This is a genomic window from Marinospirillum sp. (assembly GCF_014859565.1).
Window position 1 is genome coordinate 34,189 of sequence record NZ_JACUUA010000009.1, and the last position, 9,619, is coordinate 43,807.

Annotated in this window: 8 protein-coding genes; 5 read left to right on the plus strand and 3 right to left on the minus strand. The window is 51.6% G+C overall.

Annotated features, from left to right (window positions below; all coding sequences use genetic code 11):
* Positions 1-7 precede the first annotated feature (7 nt).
* Both IBX50_RS02850 and IBX50_RS02855 read left to right on the plus strand, forming a co-directional pair.
* Positions 8-976, plus strand: coding sequence for a quinoprotein relay system zinc metallohydrolase 1 (locus IBX50_RS02850; RefSeq protein WP_292253137.1), 969 nt, complete (start codon positions 8-10; stop codon positions 974-976).
* Between the two features lie 94 nt (positions 977-1,070).
* Positions 1,071-2,837: a PQQ-dependent methanol/ethanol family dehydrogenase gene (locus IBX50_RS02855; protein ID WP_292253139.1), complete on the plus strand. Its 1,767-nt coding sequence runs from the start codon at positions 1,071-1,073 to the stop codon at positions 2,835-2,837.
* A gap of 174 nt (positions 2,838-3,011) precedes the next feature.
* Here the strand turns inward: IBX50_RS02855 and IBX50_RS02860 are convergent, their stop codons facing one another.
* Entirely contained in the window at positions 3,012-3,182 is a 171-nt protein-coding gene (locus tag IBX50_RS02860) for a hypothetical protein (protein WP_292253141.1), read from the minus strand.
* Here IBX50_RS02860 and gyrA point away from each other — a divergent pair.
* Both gyrA and IBX50_RS02870 read left to right on the plus strand, forming a co-directional pair.
* Positions 3,181-5,898: a DNA gyrase subunit A gene (gyrA, locus tag IBX50_RS02865; protein WP_292253143.1), complete on the plus strand. Its 2,718-nt coding sequence runs from the start codon at positions 3,181-3,183 to the stop codon at positions 5,896-5,898. The two genes, IBX50_RS02860 and gyrA, sit on opposite strands and share 2 nt — an antisense overlap.
* Before the next feature lie 127 nt (positions 5,899-6,025).
* The gene (locus IBX50_RS02870) at positions 6,026-6,298 is read left to right on the plus strand and encodes a glutaredoxin family protein (protein ID WP_292253144.1); all 273 of its coding nucleotides are present in this window, start codon (positions 6,026-6,028) and stop codon (positions 6,296-6,298) included.
* Between the two features lie 3 nt (positions 6,299-6,301).
* Here the strand turns inward: IBX50_RS02870 and IBX50_RS02875 are convergent, their stop codons facing one another.
* The gene (locus IBX50_RS02875) at positions 6,302-6,592 is read right to left on the minus strand and encodes a WGR domain-containing protein (RefSeq protein ID WP_292253147.1); all 291 of its coding nucleotides are present in this window, start codon (positions 6,590-6,592) and stop codon (positions 6,302-6,304) included.
* Positions 6,593-6,661: 69 nt separating this feature from the next.
* Here IBX50_RS02875 and pdxB point away from each other — a divergent pair, with 69 nt between their 5' ends.
* Positions 6,662-7,795 (plus strand): 4-phosphoerythronate dehydrogenase PdxB, encoded by a 1,134-nt coding sequence (pdxB, locus tag IBX50_RS02880; protein WP_292253148.1) that lies wholly within the window; start codon positions 6,662-6,664, stop codon positions 7,793-7,795.
* Positions 7,796-7,800: 5 nt separating this feature from the next.
* Here the strand turns inward: pdxB and IBX50_RS02885 are convergent, their stop codons facing one another.
* Positions 7,801-9,504 carry a methyl-accepting chemotaxis protein gene (locus tag IBX50_RS02885; RefSeq protein WP_292253149.1) on the minus strand — a complete coding sequence of 568 codons (1,704 nt, stop codon included), beginning with the start codon at positions 9,502-9,504 and terminating at the stop codon, positions 7,801-7,803.
* Positions 9,505-9,619: the final 115 nt, after the last annotated feature.

Genomic DNA, 9,619 nt, shown 5'->3' on the forward strand with positions numbered 1-9,619 from the left:
AGGAATGATGCGATTTTCACACACGTTTTTTCTGACGTTGTCACTGGCGCTTTATTGCACATTTGTAGTGGCGTTGGAGTATCAACTTGAACCCCAGCAAATTGCGCCGAACACCTGGTTGATTACTGGCACTACCGAAGATTTCAGCCGCAGTAATGGTGGCGATATTGTGAATGTGGCTTTTATCACCACCAATGCCGGAGTGGTAGTTCTAGATACCGGGTCATCCCGGCGTTATGGCGAAGCACTGCGGAAGGTCATTGCACAGGTCTCAGATCAGCCTGTCATCAAAGTATTCAACAGTCATCACCACCCGGATCATTTTTTTGGTAATCAGGCATTTGATGAACTGCCAATCTTGGCTCTGCCAGCTACGCAGCGACTGATTGTAGCGCGGGGAGATGGATACGCTGAAAACCTTTATCGCATGGTTGGTGACTGGATGCGAGGCACGGAGGTAAGGGTACCGGATCAAATCATCACGCCTGGCATCATGGAGATTGGCGGACATCGTCTGAGGCTGATGGCTTTTTCCGGCCACAGCGGTGAGGATGCAGATCTGGTGATTCTGGATGAGACCACAGGTGTTCTCTTTGCGTTTGATTTAGTGTTTTACCGTCGCGCCCTTACCACACCCGATACTCCGAGTATTGAAATTTGGCTTGAAGATATCCAGCAGCTCAAGGCTTTGGAGTTCAGTCTGCTGGTTTCGAGCCATGGTGATCCCACCAATGATACCCGTGCATTGGATCAGACAGCCAATTATCTGAGCTGGTTGCATCAGACACTGAAGGAGTCCGCTGTCCTGGGGCTGACCAGTACCGAAGTGATGAATCTACCCATGCCGGAACGTTTTATCGGCATTGATCTGGTTCGCGAGGAGTTGGCACGCAGTGTGTCCCATCTCTATCGCGATTATGAAGAGGCTGCGCTACGTAGTCTTACTACCAATGCACTAGAAATCCTGCACAAGTGATGAATGTTTCCTGATAGAACACAGATCAAGAATGAAACTTCTTATGTGCCTGTCCGGAAAAAAATAACAATAGTGTTCGTAAAAGGTGATAGAAATGAAACGATTCCCTAGTAAATATTTTGCACTGAGCGCGCTGGTAACAGCGATGACTTTTAGTCTGCATGCACAAGCTGTCACGGATAAAGACCTGCTCAACGATCATTTAACTACAGATCGTGTGGTCACGGACGGCATGGGGTTACAAAAACAACGTTATAGCCCGCTAACTCGTCTTAATCCAGAAAACATCAAGGATCTGAGACCTGTCTGGACTTTGTCTTTTGGTGGTGAAAAACAACGCGGTCAGGAAGCTCAACCGATTGTGGTTGATGGTGTGATGTATGTATCAGCCTCCTATTCGCGCGTTTTTGCAATGGACGCCCGTACTGGAGATGAACTCTGGGAATATAATGCGCGCCTGCCGGATGGCATCATGCCCTGTTGTGATGTGATCAACAGAGGTGTTGCTGTATATGGTGATCTGGTGATTTTCGGCACACTGGATGCGCGTCTAGTGGCGCTGAATAAGGATACAGGGCGTGTTGTCTGGCGCAAAACCGTTGCTGATTATCAGGAGGGCTACTCAATTACGGCAGCGCCACTGGTAGTGAATGGCAAGGTGATCACCGGTGTGGCTGGTGGTGAGTTCGGGGTTATTGGCAAGGTCGAGGCTTATGATGCCAAAACTGGCAATCTGATTTGGACCCGCCCTACCCTCGAGGGTCACATGGGTTATATCTGGAAGAATGGCAAGAAAGTCGAAATGGGTATCTCCGGTGGTAAGGCTGGCAAGACCTGGCCCGGTGATCTGTGGAAAACCGGCGGTGCCGCCACCTGGCTGGGTGGTACTTATGATCCGGATACCAACCTGCTATTCTTTGGCGCAGGTAACCCTGCCCCCTGGAACTCACATATGCGTCCAGGTGATAACCTGTATTCTTCCTCACGGTTGGCGATTAACCCAGACACAGGTGAGATCGTCTGGTCTTTCCAGACCACTCCAAATGATGGCTGGGATTATGACGGCGTGAACGAGGTAATCCCCTTCGATTATGAAGATAAAGGTAAGCTGATCAAGGCAGTTGCTACTGCAGATCGCAACGGTTTCTTCTATGTGCTGAATCGTAAAGATGGCAAGTTTATCCGTGGCTTCCCGTTTGTTGACAAGATTACCTGGGCCAGCGGACTGGATAAAAATGGTCGCCCTATTTTTGTACCGGAAAACCGTCCTGGTAATCCTGCAGAAACTAATGAAAGCAAGGGCAAGACTGTGACCACTGCGCCGTCATTCCTAGGAGGCAAAAACTGGATGCCGATGGCCTATAGCAAAGAAACAGGCCTGTTTTATATCCCTTCCAATGAGTGGGAGATGGATATCTGGAACGAAGATGTTTCTTATCGAAAAGGGGCGGCATATCTCGGGGCAGGTTTCACCATCCGACCCATTAATGAAGATTATATTGGTGTGTTGCGTGCTGTTGATCCCCGCACAGGTAAAGAAGTGTGGCGCTATAACAACTACGCTCCGTTATGGGGTGGTGTTATGACAACCAAATCCAACCTAGTGTTTACTGGCAATCCAGAAGGTTATCTGATGGCATTTGATGCGCTCACTGGCGAGATGTTATATCGCTTTAATACCGGCTCTGGCATTGTTGGAACCCCAATCACCTGGGAAATGGATGATGAACAGTATGTGTCCATCGTATCTGGCTGGGGTGGTGCAGTTCCTCTCTGGGGAGGCGAGGTGGCTCAACGAGTGAGTCATTTTAATCAGGGTGGTATGGTCTTTACCTTCAAGCTGCCTAAAGCCTATGAGTAAATTGTCGCTTTTTTTGGACTAAAATCTCATAAGTTTTCCGGGTTGAAGTGATTCAACCCGGTTTTTTTTTGCCCGGCGAAGCCAGCAAACCCAGTCACCTGAAAAGAAGGTGGCGTCCAGCCAGACTGGGCGGAATTGGCTGATCCTGAAACAGCGTTTTTATCTGTTTCCTGATCAGGATGGCAGCATCAGCATCTGCCAGCCCAGCCATAATTGCAGATGCACCGCCAGCAGACTGCCCAGCGCTGGAGAAGGGTCAAATGAGTCGATGTTGCTATGACTTAAAGCGGACAAAAAGGGTATAATCGTCCGAATATCAAAAACCTCAGAAGGACGAAGATGCATGGCTGAAATCGCCAAAGAGATTCATCCGGTCAATATCGAGGACGAGCTGAAACAGTCCTACCTTGACTACGCGATGAGCGTCATTATCGGACGCGCCCTGCCTGATGTTCGTGACGGTTTGAAACCGGTTCACCGGCGTGTGCTTTTTGCCATGCATGAACTGAGCAACGACTGGAACAAACCTTACAAAAAATCGGCTCGTGTTGTTGGTGACGTGATCGGTAAATACCATCCGCATGGTGACTCTGCCGTTTACGACACCATTGTCCGTATGGCACAGCCTTTTTCGCTGCGTTACATGCTGGTGGATGGTCAGGGTAACTTCGGTTCGGTGGATGGTGATTCCGCCGCAGCCATGCGTTATACCGAAATCCGCATGACCAAGATGAGCCACTCGCTGCTGGCTGATCTGGAAAAAGACACGGTGGATTACGTCGACAACTACGACGGCACCGAAAGAATTCCTGAGGTATTACCAACCCGTGTACCCAACCTGCTGGTTAACGGTTCTGCCGGTATTGCCGTGGGTATGGCCACCAACATTCCACCGCATAACCTGGGTGAAGTGGTGGATGGTTGTCTGGCGCTGATTGATGACCCGGAACTGACCATCGAACAACTGATGGATTATATTCCCGGCCCGGATTTCCCCACCGGAGCCATCATTAATGGTAAAGCAGGCATCATTGAAGCCTACCGCACCGGTCGTGGCCGTATTTACATGCGCGCCAAGCATCATTTTGAAACCATTGGCAACCGCGAAGCCATAGTTTTCACCGAGATTCCTTACCAGCTGAACAAGGCTCGCCAGATCGAGAAGATTGCCGAGCTGGTCAAAGAGAAAAAAATCGAAGGCATTGCCGAGCTGCGTGATGAGTCCGACAAGGACGGTATGCGTATCGTGGTTGAGGTGAAAAAAGGTGAGTCAGCGGAAGTGCTGGTGAATAACCTCTTTACCCAGACCTCGCTGCAAAACGTGTTTGGCATCAACATGGTGGCGTTAAGAGACGGTCAGCCAATGCTGCTGAATCTTAAGCAGATGCTGGAAGCCTTTATCCGCCACCGTCAGGAAGTGGTCACCCGCCGCACCGTTTTTGAGCTGCGTAAAGCCAAAGAGCGTGGACACATTCTGGAAGGTCTGGCGATTGCACTGGCGAATATTGATCCGATTATTGAGCGGATCAAAGCATCCCCTTCTCCGGCAGAAGCTAAAGAAGGACTGCTGGCACAGGAATGGGCGCCGGGTAATGTAGTGGAGATGCTGGAACGTGCCGGTGCTACTGCCTGCAAACCGGATGATCTGGATGAACATTTTGGCATGTCGGAACAACAGGATTTTTATCGCCTGTCACCGGTTCAGGCACAAGCCATTCTGGATTTACGCCTGCATCGTCTGACTGGTATGGAGCATGAAAAACTCCTCAGTGAATACCGTGAGCTGCTGGGCAAAATTGCCGAGTTCTTAGCGATTCTGGCTGATCCAGCACTGCTGATGCAGCTGATTCGTGAAGAGCTGACCGCCATCCGTGCAGAATATGCCGATGCCCGTCGCAGTGACATCATTGCCAGCCGTCAGGATTTCTCCATGGAAGACCTGATTGCTGAAGAAGACATGGTGGTGACCATTTCACGCACCGGTTATGCCAAAACCCAACCGCTGAGTGATTATCGCGCCCAGCGCCGGGGTGGTCGTGGCAAGTCGGCCACAGCCATGAAGGATGAAGATGTGATTGAGCACCTGCTGGTGGCCTCAACTCACGCCACCATCCTGCTCTTCTCCACCCGTGGCAAGGTTTATTGGCTGAAGGTTTATGACATCCCGACCGGCAGTCGTGGTTCACGGGGTCGTCCGCTGGTTAATCTGCTGCCGCTGGAAGAAGGTGAAAGCATCACCACCATCCTGCCGGTGACTGATTACCGCGAAGATCACTTTGTGTTCATGGCAACTGCGCGTGGTACGGTCAAAAAAACCAGTCTGGATCAGTTCTCTCGCCCACGCTCCAGCGGTTTGATTGCGCTGGATCTGGATGAAGGGGATCGTCTGGTAGGTGCTGCCATTACTCATGGCACCGATCACGTTATGCTGTTTACCAGTGCTGGCAAAGCCATACGTTTTGAAGAACATCTGGTCCGTGGTATGGGTCGTACCGCTCGGGGTGTGAGGGGTGTACGCCTGCCGGACGGTGCCGAGGTCATCAGCCTGATTATCCCGCGTTCCACCGTGATAGATGCCGAAGCAGATCCGGAAGATGGTGTGGATGATGCTGATATGAGTGATGCCACTGATGTTGCGGAAGAAACCAGCATCAGTAATCTGGTTGCTCCGGTGATTGAAGCGGATCGCCCGATTTATATCCTCACGGCTTCTGAGAACGGTTATGGCAAACGTACCCGCCTGCAGGAATTCCCGCTGCGTGGTCGTGGTGGTCAGGGTGTGATTGCCATGCAATGCAGCACACGTAATGGTGCACTGGTTTCTGCCATTCAGGTCGAAGACGGCGAAGAAATGATGCTGATCACCGATCGTGGCACACTGGTACGCACCCGTGTGGATGAAGTGTCCATCACTTCACGCAACACTCAGGGTGTGACCTTGATTCGCCTGACGGATGAAGAAACCCTGTGTGGCACTGTGCGGGTTCAGGATGTGGGTGAAGACCCAGATGCCGAGCTGGATGCAGCGAGTGGCACTGATGCGAACCCCACCGCTGAGTAATCCTCTCAGTCAGTGACAACAAGGAATCCCGGCCCGGTGCCGGGATTCTGCTTTATAAAAGGTGAACTTGGTAGGTGTTAAAGTTCTGACCTTTTGATATGTTGACTCTTCTGCAGGAGCAGCCGATATGCCGCAGGATTTACATCTGACTCTTTTTACTACAGCTGGCTGCCACTTGTGTGACAAGGCTCTGGCATTGCTGGAGCCCTGGGTGAGTCATCAGCAGACACAACCGGGTATCACACTGGTACTGGTGGATATTGCCGAGGATGATTTACTGATGGCGCGTTACGGGGTGCGCATTCCTGTGGTGGCCAGCCCAGATGGTGCAGAAATCGGCTGGCCTTTTACTGCAGAAGAGTTGGCAGACTGGCTGGAGCAGCGCCCGGCAGCAGGCTAGGCTTCAGTGATCCTGAAACGGCAGTTCACCTTTCATGGTATGGCGGATCGGGCTGGGAATGTCATCGGCCTTGCTGGCTTCCAGCACCTTGCGAAAACCACGACTCTCCTGGATATGTCGCACATCATCCACCAGGATGGCGGCTTCTTCCGGAGAGTTGACCAGGGTGTGTTTTAACCCGCCATACTGGGTGCCGGTCTGCCCCCAAACACGAGTGACCAGCCAGTCACCGAACATGTCCTGATGGACATGGACAAGATAATAATCCTGATCCTTTTCCCAGCGAATGATCAAGTGCAGCCCCCATAAAAAAGTAACAACAATCCAGGAAAAGGATTGTAAACCCTGACGGTGAAAAAACCTATGCGTCTGATTATTGATGAAAACCTGCCCTTTACCCAGGACTTTTTTGGTGACACAGCCGAACTGGTGCATCTGCCCGGTGCCGCTTTTACAGCAGCAGCTGTTAAGGATGCGGATGGCTTGCTGGTGCGCTCGGTCACTCAGGTGAATCAACAACTGCTGCAGGGCAGTCGGGTCGGGTTTGTGGGTACTGCAACCATTGGGGTGGATCATGTAGATCAGCACTGGTTACAGCAGGCAGGTATCCGTTTTGTAAATGCACCGGGTTGTAATGCTGATTCAGTGGTGGATTATGTGATCTCCAGCCTGTTGTGGCTGGCGGCAGAGCAGGGTTTTGTACTGCGTGATCAGTGTATTGGTATTGTGGGAGTGGGTCAGGTGGGTGGGCGACTGGCAAAACGCCTGCAGGCCTATGGTTGCCGAACATTGTTGAATGATCCACCCCGTGTAGCACAAGGTGAAACGGGTTTTGTGGAGTTGCATTCACTGCTTGGTAGTGCAGATATAGTTTGTCTGCATACACCCTTGCATCGGGAGGGTGACTATCCCAGCTGGCATCTGATCGGTGAGCCGGAGCTGGAGTTGTTGCAGGGCAAGGTATTATTGAATGCTGGTCGCGGTGCAGTGGTGGATCAGCAGGCCTTAAAACAGGCTTTAGCAAAGGGTAAAGCACCGCTGCTGCTGCTGGATGTTTTTGAAGGTGAACCCACACTGGATGCTGAATTGATCAACCAGTGCCTGCTGGCCACCCCACATATTGCTGGTTACAGTCTGGAAGGAAAAAGTCGGGGCAGTGAAATGATTTATCAGGCTTGGTGTGATTTTATTGGTCGACCAGCCCGTATTGCTCTAGCGGACTTGTTGCCCGCCTCACCGATTGCACAGCTGCAGCTGGATGCATCCTGTGGGGTGGAGGAAGCTTGCCGTCGTGCTGCTCATTTGTGTTATTCACCGCTGAATGATGGCTGGCGTTTGTTGCAGGCATTAAATACTGGCAGGCCATCCGAGCAGGTATATCAGCTGTTGCGAAAACACTATCCGGTTCGGCGGGAGTTTTCATCGTTGCGGGTCAGTGCTGCAACCCTGGAACAAACCAGCGCCTTGTCGGCGCTGGGATTCACTCTTAAATCCTAACCGATTTAAACCTTAAACTGACGAATGCGGTTATCCAGCTCCTGAGCCAGCTTTTCAAGTTCATGGCTGGCTTCCTGGGTCTGATGGGTAGCAGAAGAGCTGTTTTCGCACAGCTCAACCAGATTAATGACATTACGATTGATTTCGGTAGCCACAGTGGACTGTTGTTCAGCTGCTGAAGCAATCAGATGGTTCATATCACGGATCTGTTCTGCTGCTATGGCAATGGAATCCAGCGCACCTTCGGCCTGATTAGCGGCATCAACGGTAGATTCGGTTTCCTGGATGCTTTCATCCATCACTTTAACTGCCTGCTGTGCGCCGCTTTGCACCAGATTCACCATCCTGTGAATTTCTTCGGTGCTCTGCTGGGTACGGCTGGCCAGTGCGCGCACTTCATCCGCAACCACGGCAAAACCACGACCGGCTTCACCGGCACGAGCGGCTTCGATGGCAGCATTTAATGCCAGCAGATTAGTCTGTTCAGCCACATCCTGAATCACCTTTAACACACCACCAATATTGGTGGAGTCTTCACTGAGTTTATGGATAACACGAGTGGAGGCTTCCACCTGTTCAGCCAGATGCCCAATCGCCTTGCTGGCATGTTGAACACTCTCCCGACCGGCAGTAACCGCTTCATCGGTTTCGGCTGCTGCTTCGGAGGCACGAAGTGCATTGGATGAAACTTCCAGAATGGTTTGGCTCATCTGGCTGATGGCTGTTGCCACCTGATCAGTTTCCTGAGTCTGGCGGTTTTGTGTGCTGTTGCTTTCCTCGGCAACACTAGCCAGCTGGGTTGCTGCACCGGCCAGGCTGTGGGAAATCTGAGTGATGCTGCGAATCATCTCGGCCAGTTGCTGGGACATACCGGTAACTGCACCCATAATGCTGTCTGGGCTGGCTTTATGCTTGTGATGAACCTGAGTGAAATCACCCTGAGCGACCTGATTAACCAGCCTGCGGGCATCCGCCACTTCACCACCCAGCTGCCCCAGTACCCAGCGACGAATGAAGATTGATAGCAACAGAGTAGCCAGCATGCTCGCCAGTGCCAGCAAACCGATCTGACGTGCCAGGCTCCAGAACTGGGCGCTGACATCATCCACATAAATGCCGGAACCCAGCACCCAGTCCCACTCTGCATCACGGGTGACATAAGAGAGTTTGGTAAAGCGCTCTTCCGTGACGCCTCCAGCGGCCAGAGGTTTTGGCCATTGATATTCAACAAAACCTGAGCCGTGTTTCAACACAGTATTGGTAAAAGCCACAAACAGGTTTACGTTATTCAGAGCTTCTGACTGGCTGCCATCCCGATTGCGTGACAGGGTGGCGTAATGAAAACTGGGACGATCAAGAATCTGACCATCCAGTGCTGGTACGGTGGGATGCATGATCATACGGGGGATGGGGCGGGTTAAATCATTCACCCAGACGTATTCCACCTTGTCGTATCTCAGGGTTCGCAAAGCATTTTTTGCCTGCTCCTGAGCATCTGCGCGGCTGAGAGCACCGGATTTTTCCAGCGCCTGGTAATGCCGGACTAATCCATGGGCAAGATCCACCACTGCGACCACACGACTCTCCCGCTCACCAATCATGGTGTTATTCAGGGCGTTTAATGCAACACCCGCCAGCAGGACAAAACCCAGCAGGGCTACTGCCGGTAGGGTCAGCAGTCGCCCTCCGATGGTATTCAGCTTGATCATGCACACAGCTCCACAAAAATGACTGAGCAGTCATTTAGGGTTAATAAAAAAGGAGCTGCTTTAAATCAGCTCCTTTTCAAGGTAGATGTAGCTTACATCAGTATTTACTGCTCAG